We start from the raw sequence: 16,758 nt of genomic DNA, 5'->3' as shown, positions 1-16,758 counted from the left end.
TCAAGCAGCCGTCAGGCGGCAAGGCCCTTTTTCGCCAGCATCGCATCCGGGCTCGGCAGCTTGCCGCGGAAGGACTTGTAGGCATCCTCGGGATCGATCGAGCCGCCGACCGAATAGATGTTGTCCTTGAGCCGCGCAGCCATCGCCGGATCGAAGGCGTTACCGGTCTCCTCGAAGGCTGCGAAGGCATCGGCATCGAGCACTTCCGACCACATGTAGGAATAATAACCCGCCGAATAGCCGTCGCCGGAGAAGACATGCAGGAAGTGCGGGCTGCGGTGGCGCATGACGATCGACTTCGGCATGCCGATCTCCGCGAGCTTCTTCGCCTCAAGCGCCAGCGGATCCGTTACCGTTTCGGCCGTATGATAGGCCATGTCGACGAGCGCGGACGAAGTGAACTCGACAGTCGCGAATCCCGAATTGAAGGTTCGCGCCGCCAGCACCTTGTCGAGCAAGGCCTGAGGCATCGCTTCGCCGGTCTGATAGTGAACCGCGTAACGCTTCAGGATCTCGGGCACCGTCAGCCAATGTTCGTAAAGTTGCGACGGCAGTTCAACGAAGTCGCGCGACACCCCGGTACCCGAAACGGAAGGATAGGTGACGTTGGATAGCATGCCATGCAACGCATGGCCGAACTCGTGGAAGAGGGTGCGAGCATCATCAAGCGACAGCAGTGCCGGCTTGCCCTCGGCGGGTTTGGCAAAGTTGCAGACGTTATAAATGATCGGCAACTCGCCTTCAGCACCGTTCTTAAGCTTGAGCTTGTGCTGTGACTGGAACGAGCTCATCCACGCTCCAGAGCGCTTCGACGGCCGAGCGAAATAGTCGCCGAGGAAGAGCGCCACCAGCTTGCCGGATGCGTCCTTGATTTCGAAAACCCGGACATCGGGGTGATAGCCGGCAACACCCTTCTTTTCCGTCGCGGTGATGCCGAACAGACGCTTGGCAACATCGAAGCAGGCGCCGATGATCTTTTCCAGCTGCAGATAGGGCTTCAGTTCGCCTTCGGAGAAATTGAACTTCTCTGCCCGGAGCTTTTCCGCGTAATGGCGCCAGTCCCACGGCATGACGTCGTGGTTGCGCCCCTCTGCGGCAACGAGCCGTGCAAGCTCGGCCTCTTCCTCACGGGCGCGGCTAACGGCCTTTTCCCAGACCTGCATCAGCAGACCGTTCACGGCTGCCGGCGTCTTCGCCATGGTGTCGTCGAGCTTCAGCGAAGCGAAGTTTTCATAACCGAGCAGCTTCGCCTTTTCCGCCCGAAGGGCCAGCATCTCGGCTATAAGCCCGCGATTGTCGGTGTCACCGCCGTTCTCGCCGCGCGCGATCCAGGCGCGGAAAGCCTGTTCCCTGATTTCGCGATTGTCCGAGAAGGTCAGGAACGGCTCGATAATCGAGCGCGACAGGGTGACGGCATATTTGCCCTTCTGGCCCCGATCCTCGGCCACCGCAGCCATCGCGTCGCGCAGGAAATCAGGCAGACCGGCGAGCTGCTCCTCACTTTCCAGGAACAGCACCCAGTTCTTTTCGTCGGCAAGCACGTTCTGGCCGAACTTGGCACCGATGCCCGCGAGTTTCTCGTTGATTGCCGCCAGTCGCTCCTGCTCGGGCTTCGCAAGCTTGGCGCCGGATTTGACGAAACCCTTCCAGTGCCGTTCCAGCACGCGGGTCGCTTCGAGATCGAGGCCAAGCGTTTCGCGTGCTTCCCACAGCGTGTCGATACGCTTGAACAGCGCCGCGTTCATGCCGATCTTGGAATAATGCCGCGACATCTTTGGCGCGATCTCGCGCTCCAGCGCCTGGATCGTCTCGTTGGTGTCGGCCCCGGCCTTGTTCCAGAAGATCGAGGATACACGCGAAAGTGCATCGCCGGCGATTTCGAGAGCAACGACGGTGTTCTCGAAGGTCGGAGCGGCGGAATTTTCGGCAATCGCGTCGATCTCCGCCTCATGCTCTTTGAAAGCCGCCTCGAATGCCGGCGCGAAATCCTCGTCCTTCACCAGATCGAAACGCGGCAGACCCTCGTGGCCTGTCCATGACGTAAGTGCGGGATTGAGCGGGGTGCTGGTGGTCATCAGAAATCCTTTCGCATGCGGTCCGGCGTGGGGCCGGGGAGGGGCGCCGCTGACCCATGACATCAGGAAGCGGCGAAAATGAAGGTGGTTGCCGGCAGGGAGGGCTTCAAGGTTTGCGCAGGCCGAGAAGACCGGGCGCAGCGTGCCAGATCGCCTGAACGGCGAAGCCCATGAACAGGAGACCGGAGAGCCTGACGATCGCCAGTTCGTGGCGTCGGTAGAAACGCCGCACCACAGAGGTGCCGATGACGATGATCAGGATCAGGTCGGCAACGAGAAAGCCGATGAGCGAAACGCCAAGCAGCGCCGGCAGGGCGTCGAATTCGAGCGCGTTGGCCGAGCTGGCAAGCAGGGCGGTGAAGGTTGCGAGCGCCACCGGATAGCCCTTGGGATTGGTGAGCCCGAAGATCAGTCCACGGCGCAAGGGACGCTCGACCGTCAGGAGTGCGCGGTTCTCACCGGCCGGCCTCGCACGGAGTGCCGTCCAGCCGATCCAGCCGAGATAGGCACCGCAGAACAGCCCGAGAATATCGAAGATGGTCGTGCCGACCGAGCGCGCGCCGACAATTGCGACCAGCGCCAGGGTTGACCAGAGGATATCACCGGCGAGGTGTCCGCCCATGAACAGGGCGCCTGCCTTGCGCCCCTGGCCAGCGCCAATGCCGAGCAGCGCCAGAAACGCCGGTCCGGGAATGAGGACATAGGAAAGGGCAGCGAGAAAAGCTCCGATCAGCAGCGTCTCGGACATGGCGGGTTCCCGGTTGTGTTGCCCGCATTCGATCCGGAGGCACCGATTCAGTCAAGAGGAAAGCTAAGCCAGCTATATGACGATGCGGGTGGCCGCTTGCCAGCCTGCCTGTCAGCAAAGATCAAGCTCTTGGCCGTGGCGCAGATATGTGCGGCGACTGCGTGGACGAAATTGCGCATGTTCTTCTCCTAGAAGGGTCGATGACCAGGCAGGTGCGACCTTAAAAGGAGCATGGCACTCCCTTGGCAGCGCAGCTGTTCCGTCGGGAACGCGTCGCTCGCGAGCGCGCACAAATCTTTCGTTTCGCCGATTTCCCTCGATACGAAGTTGCGCTAGAACGCGCCCGGCAGCGCCGTGCGCCTGTTCAGACGCACCGCGGCCGCTGCAGAACTTAAGAGGGCTGCATGTTTCCTTAAATCGACTGCGATTTCAGGAAACATGCAGCCGGTTTTCCCCCGCGAGAAGGACTTTCCATGACTGTGCGCAACCTCTTCCTTCTGCCCGGCGACGGCATCGGCCCGGAAGCCATGGCGGAAGTCCGCAAGATCATCGCCTACATGAATGCCGAGCTTGGCGCCGGCTTCGTGACCGACGAGGGCCTGGTCGGCGGTTCGGCCTATGACGCCCACGGCCAGGCGATCTCGGAAGCGGACATGGAAAAGGCGCTTGCCGCCGATGCGGTGCTGTTTGGCGCCGTCGGCGGTCCGAAGTGGGATGCGGTGCCCTACGAGGTCCGTCCGGAAGCCGGGCTGTTGCGGCTGCGCAAGGATCTCGAACTGTTCGCCAACCTGCGTCCGGCGATCTGCTATCCGGCGCTGGCGGCCGCCTCGTCGCTGAAGCCAGAACTGGTCGAAGGCCTCGACATCCTGATCGTGCGTGAACTCACCGGCGGCGTCTATTTCGGCGAACCGAAGCAGATCATCGATCTCGGCAACGGCCAGAAGCGCGGCATCGACACCCAGGTCTACGACACCTACGAGATCGAACGCATCGCCGGCGTCGCCTTCGAGCTCGCCCGCACCCGGCAGAACCGCGTCTGCTCGATGGAAAAGCGCAACGTCATGAAGTCGGGCGTCTTGTGGAACCAGGTGGTGACCGAGACGCACAAGGCGAAATATGCCGACGTCCAGCTCGAGCACATGCTGGCCGATGCCGGCGGCATGCAGCTGGTGCGTCAGCCCAAGCAGTTCGACGTCATCGTCACCGACAACCTGTTCGGCGACATGCTGTCGGACGTGGCGGCGATGCTCACCGGTTCGCTCGGCATGCTGCCGTCGGCCTCGCTCGGCGCCCCGGATGGTGTCACCGGCAAGCGCAAGGCGCTCTACGAGCCGGTGCATGGCTCGGCCCCCGACATTGCCGGCAAGGGCATTGCCAACCCGATCGCGATGATCGCCTCGTTTGCGATGTGCCTGCGTTATTCCTTCAACCTGGTGACGGAAGCCGACAATCTCGAAAAGGCGATCGCCGCCGTGCTCGACCAGGGCATCCGCACCGGCGACATCATGGCCGAAGGGGCGCAGAAGGTCGGCACATCCGAGATGGGCGACGCCATCCTTGCCGAATTCAAGGCGCTGTCGGCCTGAGCGACGGACGCCCCTGAAGGCGTCACGCCGACGCCCGCCGGTACCGTGAAAACACCCCCTCCGGATCACCGCCGGAGGGGTTTTGCGTTTCGCGGCCTTGAAATTGCCAAAAGAACCGACACATCGGGCAGAGAAGACGGTCTACGCCGTCCAACAGAAAGCGATTGCCGCAAGCCACGATGCACGGCGGCAGGACGGAGAATGATGAACCGCCCCCTTGCGGCCACCGGATGGATCGTGCTGACGACACTCATCCTCGTGTTCGCTCTCATCCCGCTCGATCCGTTCCTGTCCCAAAGGGCGCAGGGCTTGCCGGACAGCATCATCGACTTCAACGAGATGATCACCGACTTCGGCACGTTCGGCTGGATGATCTACCTTTCCGGCGGTGTTCTTGCTGTCGCTTTCGTCCTGCGCCGGGCGGCAAGCCAGGCCCCGCTGCAGCGCAAGGCGCGCACAGCCCGTGATCTTGCCGCCTATTTCCTTCTGACGATCGGCACCGCCAGCGCATTGGTCCATACGCTGAAGTTTCTCTTTGGCCGGGCCCGACCGGAACTCTTCGCCGAGCTTGGCGCCTACAGTCTGACGCCGTTTGCGACCACCGATCTCTACGAGAGCTTTCCATCCGGCCATTCGACTGCCGCCGGTGCCTTTTTCGGCGTCTTCGCCATGCTGTTGCCGAAGCTCAGACCGCTCTTCCTCGTCCTGGCGCTGACGATCGGCGTTTCCCGCGTCGTCGTCGGCGCGCACTACCCAAGCGACGTCGCCGCCGGGCTGCTGCTCGGCCTTTGGTCAGCCGTGATGACGGCGTTTCTCTTCGCCAAGTACGGCCGATTGTTCGACCTGGGTCCAGGCGGATGGCCACTGGTGGAACGCGGCGGTCCCCGCGAATAAAAAAGCCGGCGCGGAAGACCGCGCCGGAGTCAGGAGAGCCGTGATAGCTCGGGGAAGAATTTGATCGGTTCCGGGAAAAACGGGACTGGTTTTCCCGGAACCGCACCACTTCAAACGTTAGTCCATCGCGTGGATGTCGCGATCCTTGGTTTCCGGCAGGAACAGCATGCCGATGACCAGCGTGATGCCTGCAAAGACGATCGGGTACCAGAGGCCGTAATAGATATCGCCCTGGGCAGCACTCATCGCGAATGCCGTTGCCGGAAGCAGACCGCCGAACCAGCCGTTGCCGATATGGTAGGGCAGCGACATCCCGGTGTAACGGATGCGGGTCGGGAAGAGTTCCACCAGCAGCGCGGCGATCGGGCCGTAGACCATAGTCACGTAGATGACGAGTACGGTCAGAACGGCGATGATCGTCGTCCAGTTGACGTTGGCGGGATCCGCCACCATCGCGTAGGTTCCGCCGCCGGCAATCGTGTAGACGGCCATTTCGGTGGCAGCTCCGACTTCATCCTTCGTCAGCAGCTTGTCGGCGATGAGCTTTTCGGCCGGAACCATGGTCTTTTCGCCGCCGCGGACGGCGGCCGCATCGAGCGACAGTTCCGGGTTTGCGGCAACGAAGCCGTCGAGCTTCGATTCCGCAACCTTGGCCGCGCCACGAACCAGCGGGTAGCCGGCATGGTGAAGTGCCGTGTTGACCTGCTTTTCGAAGGCACCGTTGGCAGCCTTGGCGCCATCGCCTGCGGCGATCGCATCGTAGCTGTTGATCGTGGTTTCGCCGACCTTGACCGTTGCGGCCGTGCCGGCAGCAGCCGTCGTCACAACGTCATAGGGAACCGAGTTCTTGGTGAGAAACGCGGTTGCGATATCGCACGAGGTCGTGAATTTCGCGGTACCGGTCGGGTTGAACTGGAATTTGCAGTCGCCCGGGGCCGCGGTCACCGTTGCACGAACGGTCGCCTGAGCCTGTGCGAGTGCCGGGTTGCCGGCCCAGGTCAGCGCCTTGAACAGCGGGAAGTAGGTCAGCATGGCAAGCAAAAGGCCGGCCATGATGATCGGCTTGCGGCCGATCTTGTCGGAAAGCCAACCGAAGAGCACGAAGAAGCCCGTGCCGATCAAAAGCGAAACGGCGACCATGATGTTGGCCGACTGACCGTCCACCTTGAGCACGCCGGTCAGGAAGAACAGCGCGTAGAACTGGCCGGAGTACCAGACGACGGCCTGGCCAACGACGGCACCGAACAGCGCGAGCAGCGCGATCTTGGCGTTCTTCCATTGGCCGAAGGCTTCCGACAGCGGTGCCTTGGAGCCCTTGCCCTCTTCCTTCATCTTCTTGAAGGCCGGCGATTCGTTCATCTTCAGACGAATCCAGACCGAGATACCGAGGAGCACGCACGACAGCAGGAACGGAATGCGCCAGCCCCAGGCAGCAAAGGCTTCCTTGCCGAGCGCAAACTGCACGAGCAGGATCACCACCAGCGACAGGAACAGACCGAGCGTTGCGGTCGTCTGGATCCATGAGGTGAAGTAGCCGCGGCGACCATTCGGCGCGTGTTCTGCGACATAGGTCGCGGCACCACCATACTCGCCGCCGAGCGCCAGACCCTGCAGCATGCGCAAGACGATGAGCAGGATCGGGGCGGCAATGCCGATCGAGGCAGCGCCGGGCAGGATGCCGACCAGGAAGGTCGACAGACCCATGATCAGGATCGTCACGAGGAAGGTGTATTTACGGCCGACGAGGTCACCGAGGCGACCGAAGACCAGTGCGCCGAAGGGGCGTACCAGGAAGCCCGCGGCAAAGGCCAGAAGCGCGAAGATGTTTCGCGTCGTTTCCGGGTAGGAGCTGAAGAAGGTTGCGCCGATGTAAACGGCGAGCGAACCGTAGAGATAGAAATCGTACCATTCAAAGACGGTACCGAGCGACGAGGCGAAGATGACCTTCTTCTCCTCGCCGGTCATCGGACGCGTTTTTACGTCGTCCGCTGTCGCGACATTTGCCATTTTGTTTATCCTCCACTCCAAAACAGTCTGTTGGAGCGCCCATTGGCTGGTCCGGTATTCCTCCCGAGAATGGCCGGACGTGGTGCGCCTGATGAAGAGGATGTCAGAAAACCAGCGGCGCAGGCAGAGATGCTTTCGGCTTATGACTTTCGTCTAATGCGGCGATCGACCGCGGAAGCCCGTCGCGGGGCCACGGCGATGCCGCCCTATCTTGACTCTTCTCCAAAACCGCGTAAGAGCAGCGACGAACGAGGAAAATCACCATGCGACCGATCGGTCCAGCCATCGCTGCTTTGATCCTGCCGGCTCTTGCCGCGTGGCGGGATTGCGATTTTTCGTTCGCTTGCAAAACAACGGCCAAAACGACGACGAAAACCGTCTGACGTCTCTGGCCACCGCTCTCTCCCCGGTAAGGCCGGGGACAGGAACCTTCGCGGCAACGTGCGCGGTTCCCCCTCCACCCGAAGAGGAGAGACAGAAAGAGAGCTTAGATCATGGGTTTCAAGATTGCAGTTGCAGGCGCCACCGGCAATGTCGGCCGGGAGATGCTGAATATCCTTTCGGAGCGCGGATTTCCCGCCGATGAGGTGGTCGCTCTTGCTTCCGCCCGCTCCCAGGGCACGGAAGTTTCCTTCGGCGACAAGACGCTCAAGGTCAGGAATCTCGAAAACTACGACTTCTCCGACACCGATATCTGCCTGATGTCGGCCGGGGGCGCTGTTTCGCTCAAGTACTCGCCGAAGATCGGCCAGCAGGGTTGCGTCGTCATCGACAATTCCTCGGCCTGGCGCTACGACGCCGAAGTGCCGCTGATCGTGCCGGAAGTGAACCCGGATGCGATCTCGCTCTTCACCAAGAAGAACATCATCGCCAACCCGAATTGCTCGACGGCCCAGCTCGTGGTCGCCCTGAAGCCGCTGCATGACCACGCCAAGATCAAGCGTGTCGTCGTCTCGACCTATCAGTCGGTTTCCGGCGCCGGCAAGGACGGAATGGACGAACTCTTCAACCAGACCCGCGCGGTCTTCGTCGCCGATCCGATCGAATCGAAGAAGTTCACCAAGCGCATCGCCTTCAACGTCATCCCGCACATCGACGTGTTCATGGAAGACGGCTACACCAAGGAAGAGTGGAAGGTTCTGGCCGAAACCAAGAAGATGCTCGATCCGAAGATCAAGGTCACCTGCACGGCCGTGCGCGTCCCTGTTTTCATCGGCCATTCGGAATCGGTCAACATCGAGTTCGAGAACGAGATCACCGCTGACGAAGCGCGCGATATCCTGCGCGAAGCACCGGGTTGCCTCGTCGTCGACAAGCATGAGAACGGCGGCTACGTGACGCCATACGAGTGCGCCGGCGAAGACGCGACCTACATCTCGCGCATCCGCGAAGACGCAACCGTCGAGAACGGCCTCAACATCTGGGTCGTTTCCGACAACCTGCGCAAGGGTGCAGCACTCAACGCGATCCAGATCGCCGAGCTGCTCGTCAACCGCGGCCTCATCAAGCCGCGCAAGCAGGCGGCCTGAGAACGGCAATAGGGCAATTCATTCCCGCCAGGCCCGTCCGGGGCCTGGCGGGTTTCCTGTTTCACGGGGTACCGGCCAATCCCAGGATTCACGTGAAACCACGAAAATGTGACCAGCGCTCTCGGCAGGTGACAGGGCCAGCGAAGGCTGGCATTTTTGAAAGCAAGAGATTCGGGCTATGACGGGGTATTTCATGCACAGGGCAAAGTGCGCAGCGGTGGGGCTTGCTGCCCTGATTTCAACGGCAATCTTTCCGACGATGGCATCCGCCGCGCAATGCGGCAACGACGGAAGCGGCTTTTCCGCCTGGGTGCAGAACTTCAAGCAGGAAGCTTCCGGCAACGGCATCAGCCCTGCGGTCCTCGATCGCGCCTTGTCGGGCGTCTCCTACAACAAGGCGACGATCCGTGCCGACCGTGGCCAGAAGAGCTTCAAGCTGTCGCTTGAGCAGTTCATGCAGAAGCGCGGCGGCCAGACGATCATTTCGCGCGGCAAGAAGATGAAGCAGCAGAACGCCGCACTCTTCAACAGCATTGAACGGCGCTACGGCGTTCCGGCCGGCCCGCTGATCGCAATCTGGGGCATGGAAACCGGTTTCGGCGGTTTCATGGGCAAGGAGCATACGCTCTCGGCCGTATCGACGCTTGCCTATGACTGCCGCCGCTCGGACTATTTCACCAACCAGCTCTATGCAGCGTTGCAACTGGTGCAGCGCGGCGATCTGAGCCCGGATGCACGCGGTGCTGCCCATGGTGAGATCGGCCAGACCCAGTTCCTGCCGGCCAATGTCTTGAAGTACGGCGTCGATGGCGACGGCAACGGCCATGTCGACATGGTTCGCTCCAAGGCGGATGCGCTTGCTTCCACCGCCAACTTCCTGCGCGGCCATGGCTGGCAGCCGGGCGCCGGCTATCAACAGGGCCAGGCGAATTACGGCGCGATCCAGGGCTGGAACGCCGCAAGCGTCTACCAGCAGGCGATCGCCATCATCGGCGCCGAAATCGACGGTCTTTAGGCCCTGCGCCGTTAGGGGCGCTTGGCGCTTTCGAAAATCTGAATTGTCAAAGGCCCGGTTCGAAAGAGCCGGGCCTTTTGCCGATCACCGGGCGTCGATCACATGCCCGGGCGCAAGAAATCGCCGGTCGTCGGATCCATGATCCAGAGCTCGCCGGTCGAGATGTCGAACCAGGCGCCATGCAGGTTCAGCTTGCCCTTGGATTCGAGGATCTGAACGCAGGGGAAAGTGCGAAGATTGGCAAGCGAGTTGCGGATCGACACCCGTTCGAGCGCTCGCTGCCGCTCGGCCTGGGTCATGACATCGTTGCTCTGGATCTGCTCTGCGGCCGGCTTCAGGAGGTGCATCCAGCGACCGATGAAATCACCGGACGACAAAGGCTCGGCATCCGGATCGAGCGCCGCCTTGATACCGCCGCAGCGGCCGTGCCCCATGACGACGATATCGCTGACGCGCAGTGACTGCACGGCGAACTCGAGCGCAGCCGAGGTCGAATGGTAGTGGCCATCAGGCTCATAGGGCGGCATGAGATTGGCAACGTTGCGGACAACGAAGAGCTCGCCCGGCCCGCTGTCGAAGATTGTTTCCGGCGCCGCCCGCGAATCGCAACAGGCAACGACCATCGTCTTCGGTTTCTGGCCGGTTTCCGCCAGCACCTTGTAGCGCTTCTGCTGCTCGCTGAAGCGGCCGTTCATGAAATTGTGATAGCCGTTCAGAAGGTGGTCCGGAAAACGCTGCTGCTTGTCCATCGCTTACTCCGCTGCTGCTTCAGGCGTGATGACCGGCCTTTCGCCCGCATCACGCTCGAAGTCATGAAAATCATCATGATCTAAAGTTCAATCCACGATGCCATCAGGCGATCGTCCATGAACAGCTTCTTCTATTTTCGGCGTATCTGGTTCGGATGAACCAAGCGGCGCATCTGCACCATCGCCATGGGCGTCGAAAGGCTCGACGCGTCCTGCTCGATCGTCAGCTCGTCCGCGCCGCGCTTGACGCTGCGCGCGATGATCTCGAACACGCTCGCCGTCGCCATTTGTAGCGCACGTTCCTCTGAATGTCCTTCGAGAAGCCGCGCCAGAAACACCGCCGCCAGCAAGTCGCCCGTGCCGTTCGGCGGATTTTCGACGAGCCTGTGTTCGGCGAGCAGGGCATGATTGCCGGACAGAAAGAGATTGCCAGTGCCTCCGCTCATCATCGGCACCGCCGAGGTCACCAGCACACGGGCCGGACCAAGGCCGAGGGCAGCATCGAGGATGGCCGTATTGCTTTCCAGCGTCGCGCCGGCGAGCCACGCAAGCTCGAAACGGTTCGGCGTCGCCAGACTGGCAAGCGGCAGCAACTGATCGCGAATGGCAATTGCGGTCGCTTCCGGAACGTAAAGCCCACCGGCATCCCCAATGACCGGATCGCAGGCATAGATCAGCTTGGGATCGCGCTGCCGCAGGGCCGTAACCAGTCGGGCAACCCCCTCTGCCTGACCCGCCGAACCGAGATAGCCCGAAAGCACGGCCCGCACCTCGCCGGCCCACGGCGCAGCGATGAGATCGTCGATTACCGACTGAAAATCCGCATCCGGGATGACAATGCGTGTGGAGCGGCCATGGCCCGGATGCCAGGGCAGGATAACGGTCGGTAACGCCCAGACAGGGTGTCCCAATGTCTCCAGCGCAAAGACCACGGCCCGGTTGCCGACCTTGCCGCGCACGACATGGCTCGAGATAACGATGACTGCGCCGGGTAGAGAGGGCATTTCGGGCATCGACCAGTCCAATCCTTCGATCTAGGAACTCTGATCACCCGACTGTCACTGCCCTGTCAACAGGCGATGGCAGATAGCTCCCGTGGAAGCCGCTGGCGTTTTCGTGCTTTTTCATCGATTTTCGAGCAATTTTCGCGAAATTGCCTTCGATTTAAATGGATTTAAGCTGTTTTCACGTGAAATTCTCCAATTTTTGGCTCGATTTTGCCGAAATCGGCGTAAAAAGCGGTCGCCATTAGCCATGGTTCTGATAGGGTTTGGCCTATCATGAGTGGGAGAGACTTCATGGGCGTGAAATACAATCCGAAGCGGGACAGACACATCGACGCAGCGAAGGCGGCCGCCATCAAACTGGGCGTCGAGGCGCTGGCGCCGGAGATCCTCTTCGGTGGAGCCAGCAACGACGACCTCGATCTTTATTCGGCGGACATGCTGGCGCTGACCGCGGCCCATGCACACCGCGAACTCGCCCGCTGGGACGGCGGCAAGCCGCAGGTTTCGGTCGAGACCGTCGCTGGCGTAGCACCCGGCGGCACCGAGGTTTCGGTCATTGCGGTCACCGAACGCAACATGCCTTTCCTCTATGATTCGGTCATGGGGGAAATCACCAGCACCCACCGCGACATTCACCTCGCAATCCACCCCATCCTGGTCCAGGAGCCGGGCAAGCCCGCCAAGCTCTTCGATGCCGATGAGCCAAGCGATCCGGCGCACCGCGTCAGCCACATCCAGATCCATCTGACAAAGCTTGCGCCGGTCGAGGCGGAGCATCTCAGCAACCGCATCCGCGACGTGCTGGAGCAGGTGCACCAGACGGTGCACGACTGGCCGGCGATGACGGCGCTGCTCGACCATGCCATGCAGGAACTCGAGGCATACAACGCGTCGCGCAAGAAGAGCGACCGCGACGAGGCGCTCGCCTTCCTTCGCTGGCTGCGCGACAACAACTTCACCTTCCTCGGCATGCGCGAGTACACCTATTCCGGCAAGGGCGGAAAGGCGACGGTCGAGCGCGGCAAGGGCAGGGGGCTCGGCATCCTCTCCAATCCCGATGTGCGCGTTTTGCGCCAGGGCAAGGACGCCGTGTTGACGACGCCGGAAATCCTCGCCTTCCTCGAAAGCCCGGATTTCCTGATCGTCACCAAGGCCAACGTCAAGTCTGTCGTCCATCGCCGCGCCTATATGGACTATATCGGCGTCAAGCGCTTCGATGCCGACGGCAACGTCGCCGGGGAATTGCGCATCGTCGGCCTGTTCACCTCGTCGGCCTATACCCGCCAGGCGGCCGAAATCCCGCTGCTGCGCCACAAGATCGAGAAGATCGTCGATCATTTCGGCTACGATCCGCAGAGCCATTCCGGCAAGATGCTGGCAAACACGCTGGAATCCTACCCGCGCGACGACCTCTTCCAGATCGATGTCGGCCTGCTCGCCGCCTTCTGCGAACAGATCAACGAGCTGGGTGATCGGCCGCGCATCCGCGTGCTGCCACGCATCGACCATTTCGACCGCTTCGTCTCGGTCATCGTCTTCGTACCGCGCGAGCAATATGATTCCGATGTTCGCGAGAAGATCGGCGACTATCTGAAGACGGTCTATGACGGCCGCGTCTCCGCCTACTACCCGGCCTTCCCCGAAGGCGGCCTGGCGCGCGTCCACTTCATCATCGGCCGCTCTGCCGGCAAAACACCACGCATTCCGCAGGCAAAGCTCGAAGAAGCGGTCCGCGGCATCGTCACCCGCTGGATCGACCGGTTCGACCTGCTCGCCCGCAAGGACGGCATCGAACTCGATGTCGATGGCGCCTACCAGTCGTTCTTCACGCCGGCGGAAGCCTATGCCGATCTGGCCGACATTGCCGCCTGCAAGGGACCCGATCCGATCCGGATCTCGTTCTACAACTACCCGCGCGCCGTCACCCGTCCGGACACGGCCGAGCTGAAGATCTTCCACGCCGGCGAGCCGGTATCGTTGTCGCGTCGCGTGCCGCTGCTCGAAAATCTCGGCTTCCGGGTCATCAGCGAACAGACCTACGACATCGGCGTCAACCCGCACGGTGAAGAGCAGCGCAAGGTCGTCCTGCATGACATGGAGCTGATCCATCGCGACGGGCACGCGCTGAACCTCGACAAGACGGGTGCGCCCCTGGAAGAGGCCTTCCTTGCCGCCTGGAACGGCACGATCGAGGACGACAACTTCAACCGGCTGATCCTGCTTGCAGGGCTCAACGCCCGGGAAGTAACGGTGCTGCGTGCTTACGCCCGCTACCTGCGCCAGGCCGGCATCACCTATTCGCAGGGCTACATCGCCGACACGCTGAACAAGTATCCGGCGATTGCCGCCGATATCTTCAAGCTGTTCGTCACCCGTATGGATCCGAAGCTCGAGGACAAGCCGCGCGCCAAGAAGTGCAATACGCTGCTTGCCTCGATCGAGGATGCGCTTTCGGCGGTTCCGAGCCTTGACGAAGATCGCATCCTGCGCCGCTACGTCAACGCGATCGAAGCAACACTTCGCACCAACTACTTCCAGCACGATGCCGAGGGCAAACCGCGCGCGGTTCTCGCCTTCAAGCTCGATCCGAAGCAGCTCGAAGGCCTGCCGGAGCCGCGTCCATTCCGCGAAATCTTCGTCTACGGCACCGAGGTCGAAGGCGTGCATTTGCGCTTCGGCAAGGTCGCCCGCGGTGGCCTGCGCTGGTCGGACCGTGCCCAGGATTACCGCACGGAGGTGCTGGGCCTCGTCAAGGCGCAGCAGGTCAAGAACGCCGTCATCGTGCCCGTGGGCGCCAAGGGCGGCTTCTATCCGAAGCTGCTTCCGGTTGGCGGCACCCGCGACGACATCTTCAAGGCGGGGACGGAGGCCTACAAGACCTTCATCCGCACATTGCTTTCGGTCACCGACAACATCGTCGGCCAGGACGTCGTGCCGCCGGCTGACACACTGCGCCACGACGGCGACGACCCGTACTTCGTCGTTGCCGCCGACAAGGGCACCGCGACCTTCTCCGACACCGCCAACGGGTTGGCTCAAGAAGCCGGCTTCTGGCTCGACGACGCCTTTGCTTCGGGCGGTTCGGCCGGTTACGACCACAAGAAGATGGGCATCACCGCTCGCGGCGCCTGGGAAACCGTCAAGCGGCACTTCCGCGAAATGGATATCGATATCCAGACGACGCCCTTCACGGTCGCCGGCGTTGGTGACATGTCCGGCGACGTCTTCGGCAACGGCATGCTTCTCTCTGAGAAGATCCGCCTGATCGCCGCCTTCGACCACCGCGACATCTTCATCGATCCGTCACCGGATATCGATGGCTCCTTCGCCGAGCGCACACGCATGTTCGCGCTGCCGCGTTCGAGCTGGCAGGACTACGACCGCAAGACCCTGTCGGATGGTGCGATGATCATCTCTCGCGCCGAGAAGTCCGTGACGCTGACGCCTGAGGCGATGGCCGCGATCGGCCTCGACAAGCCCAAGGCGACGCCCTTCGAGATCATGAATGCGATCCTGAAGAGCCAGGTTGACCTGCTCTGGTTCGGCGGTATCGGCACTTATATTCGTGGCAGCTCCGAAACCGACGCGGAAGTCGGCGATCGCGCCAACGATGCGATCCGCGTGACGGCTGAAGAGGTCCGCGCCCGTGTCATCGGCGAAGGCGCCAACCTCGGCGTCACCCAGAAAGGCCGTATTGGCTTCGGCCTCAATGGCGGCCGCTGCAACTCGGACGCCATCGACAACTCCGCCGGCGTCAACTCCTCCGACGTCGAGGTCAACATCAAGATCGCGCTCGCTTCTGCCATGCGCGATGGCCGCCTGACCCGACCGAAGCGCAACACGCTGCTTGCCTCGATGACCGAGGAAGTCGGCCATCTCGTGCTGCGCAACAACTACGAGCAATCGCTGGCGATTTCGCTGACCGCCATGCAGGGGCTCGGCAACCGCACGACGCTTGGCCGGCTCATGACGCGCCTCGAGGCCGATGGCCACCTCAACCGCAAGGTCGAGACGCTGCCGACCGACCAGGCGATGACCGAGCGCTACCAGGCGGGCAAGCCCTTGACCCGTGCCGAAATTGGCGTGCTGCTTTCCTACTCCAAGCTCGTTCTCTTCGACGAGCTGATTGCAAGCAAGCTGCCTGACGATCCATATTTCACCGCAACGGTAGAGCGTTACTTCCCGGCGAAGATGCGCAAGACCTATGCAGGTGACATTCACGGCCATCGCCTGCGCCGCGAAATCATCGCGACGATCCTTGCCAACGAGGTTATCAACCGCGGTGGCCCGGCCTTCGTCTCGACGCTGACGGACGCGACGGGCTTCCTCTCGGCCGACGTCGTCAAGGCTGCCGTGCTGGCACTCGACGGCTTCGATCTGCCGCGGATCTATGACGAGATCGACGCGCTCGATAACAAGATCGGCGGTGGCCTGCAGAACATCCTCTACCAGGAAGTCGGTCGCATCTTCACGCTGGTCACAGAGCGGGCGCTGCGTACCCATGCGGCGACCGGTTCGGTCTCCGAGGCGGTTTCACGGCTGCGTGACGGCCTGCAGAAGCTGCGCGGCACGATGCGGACCGCGGTCTCCGGCGAGAGCGCCGAAGAGGCGCGTCTGAAGACGGCGGCCTTCGTCGAGGGTGGTGTGCCCGCCAAGCTCGCCGAGGAAATTTCGGAACTGGCGCTGATGACTCTGGTGCCGGAGATCATGCAGATCGCCACCGAGACCGGCGAGACGCTGAGCCGCACGGCACAGGGTTACTTCGCCGTCACCGAGACGCTTCGGATCAACCGGCTTCTGGCGGCGTCCGATCGCGTACCGGCAACCGAACAGTTCGAGGCGATGGCTGTGTCGCGCGCCGTATCCGATATCGCCGCCGCAAGGCGGGATATCACCAAGGCAGCGCTGCGCGAGCAGAAGAAGGAGCGCAACCCCGTTGCCGCCTGGGGGGAGAACGAACGCGAACGCGTCGCCCAGGCAACGGGCCAGCTGCGGCTGCTGACCGAGAAGGGCGAAACGACGCTCGCCAAGATCACGGTTGCCGCCGGCCTCCTCAACGACTTGGCGCGCGCAAGGGCGAAGTGATCCGAGCCCTTCGGAATTGATCCATGGGGAGGAGCTGAGATGCAGGCGGTTTTTTCGCCCGCA

General features: G+C 62.0%; 10 protein-coding genes. 5 read left to right on the top strand and 5 right to left on the bottom strand.

What is annotated here, in order from left to right:
- Positions 1-11: 11 nt before the first annotated feature.
- Together BBX50_RS23440 and BBX50_RS23435 are read right to left on the bottom strand one after the other, a co-directional pair.
- Complete coding sequence (locus BBX50_RS23440; protein ID WP_065777723.1) at positions 12-2,075, bottom strand: M3 family metallopeptidase; 2,064 nt, start codon at positions 2,073-2,075, stop codon at positions 12-14.
- A gap of 106 nt (positions 2,076-2,181) precedes the next feature.
- Complete coding sequence (locus tag BBX50_RS23435; RefSeq protein WP_065777722.1) at positions 2,182-2,823, bottom strand: LysE family translocator; 642 nt, start codon at positions 2,821-2,823, stop codon at positions 2,182-2,184.
- A 473-nt stretch (positions 2,824-3,296) separates the two neighbouring features.
- On the opposite strand from BBX50_RS23435, the gene leuB reads away from it, so the two are divergent.
- Positions 3,297-4,409, top strand: coding sequence for a 3-isopropylmalate dehydrogenase (gene leuB / locus BBX50_RS23430; RefSeq protein WP_065777721.1), 1,113 nt, complete (start codon positions 3,297-3,299; stop codon positions 4,407-4,409).
- Positions 4,410-4,613: 204 nt separating this feature from the next.
- Entirely contained in the window at positions 4,614-5,303 is a 690-nt protein-coding gene (locus BBX50_RS23425; protein WP_065777741.1) for a phosphatase PAP2 family protein, read from the top strand.
- A 117-nt stretch (positions 5,304-5,420) separates the two neighbouring features.
- Here BBX50_RS23425 and BBX50_RS23420 read toward each other — a convergent pair whose 3' ends face one another.
- On the bottom strand, positions 5,421-7,310 hold the full coding sequence (locus BBX50_RS23420; protein WP_065777720.1) for an MFS transporter: 1,890 nt from the start codon (positions 7,308-7,310) through the stop codon (positions 5,421-5,423).
- A 494-nt stretch (positions 7,311-7,804) separates the two neighbouring features.
- On the opposite strand from BBX50_RS23420, the gene BBX50_RS23415 reads away from it, so the two are divergent.
- Both BBX50_RS23415 and BBX50_RS23410 read left to right on the top strand, forming a co-directional pair.
- Positions 7,805-8,839, top strand: coding sequence for an aspartate-semialdehyde dehydrogenase (locus BBX50_RS23415; RefSeq protein ID WP_057251996.1), 1,035 nt, complete (start codon positions 7,805-7,807; stop codon positions 8,837-8,839).
- Between the two features lie 193 nt (positions 8,840-9,032).
- The gene (locus tag BBX50_RS23410) at positions 9,033-9,854 is read left to right on the top strand and encodes a lytic transglycosylase domain-containing protein (protein WP_065777740.1); all 822 of its coding nucleotides are present in this window, start codon (positions 9,033-9,035) and stop codon (positions 9,852-9,854) included.
- A gap of 98 nt (positions 9,855-9,952) precedes the next feature.
- Here BBX50_RS23410 and BBX50_RS23405 read toward each other — a convergent pair whose 3' ends face one another.
- Positions 9,953-10,603 carry a carbonic anhydrase gene (locus BBX50_RS23405; RefSeq protein WP_065777719.1) on the bottom strand — a complete coding sequence of 217 codons (651 nt, stop codon included), beginning with the start codon at positions 10,601-10,603 and terminating at the stop codon, positions 9,953-9,955.
- Positions 10,604-10,734: 131 nt separating this feature from the next.
- Entirely contained in the window at positions 10,735-11,616 is an 882-nt protein-coding gene (pdxY, locus tag BBX50_RS23400) for a pyridoxal kinase PdxY (protein ID WP_065777718.1), read from the bottom strand.
- 285 nt (positions 11,617-11,901) lie between these two features.
- Between pdxY and BBX50_RS23395 the strand changes: the two genes are divergently transcribed.
- On the top strand, positions 11,902-16,695 hold the full coding sequence (locus BBX50_RS23395) for an NAD-glutamate dehydrogenase (protein ID WP_065777717.1): 4,794 nt from the start codon (positions 11,902-11,904) through the stop codon (positions 16,693-16,695).
- Positions 16,696-16,758: the final 63 nt, after the last annotated feature.

This window comes from Ensifer sp. LC11 (assembly GCF_001695835.1).
In the GTDB taxonomy this organism is placed as follows: Bacteria; Pseudomonadota; Alphaproteobacteria; order Rhizobiales; family Rhizobiaceae; genus Ensifer.
The sequence above is the reverse complement of the archived record's forward strand: the minus strand, read 5'-3'. Positions and strand labels throughout refer to the sequence as shown.